Origin of the sequence: Halomonas llamarensis (genome assembly GCF_023555005.1) — a bacterium.
Taxonomy (GTDB): Bacteria; Pseudomonadota; Gammaproteobacteria; order Pseudomonadales; family Halomonadaceae; genus Vreelandella; species Vreelandella llamarensis.
The window spans coordinates 1-246 of record NZ_JAMJPJ010000167.1 but is presented as its reverse complement, the minus strand read 5'-3'; the positions used below and the strand labels follow the sequence as shown (position 1 = coordinate 246).

At 63.8% G+C, this 246-nt stretch carries 1 protein-coding gene; it reads left to right on the top strand.

Features of this window, described 5'->3' with window-relative positions; genetic code table 11:
- The coding region (locus M8006_RS18585) for an IS66 family transposase (RefSeq protein ID WP_250084618.1) at window positions 1–246 on the top strand (246 nt) is incomplete at both ends.

Below are 246 nucleotides of genomic sequence, written 5' to 3'. Positions count from 1 at the left end.
TCAAGAAGAGGAACGCAAGGCCAGCGCCAACTCCTATATGTGGGTGCAGCGAGGCGGGCCGCCTGGGCAACAGACCGTGCTGTTCGACTATGATCCCAGCCGTGCCGGGCGCGTTCCCATGCGCCTGTTGGGTGACTATGCGGGTTGCCTGGTCACCGATGGCTATGAAGGCTACGCCGAGGTCGTGCGGCGTAACGGCATGACGCACGCTGGTTGCTGGGCGCATGCGCGACGCAAGTTCGTCGA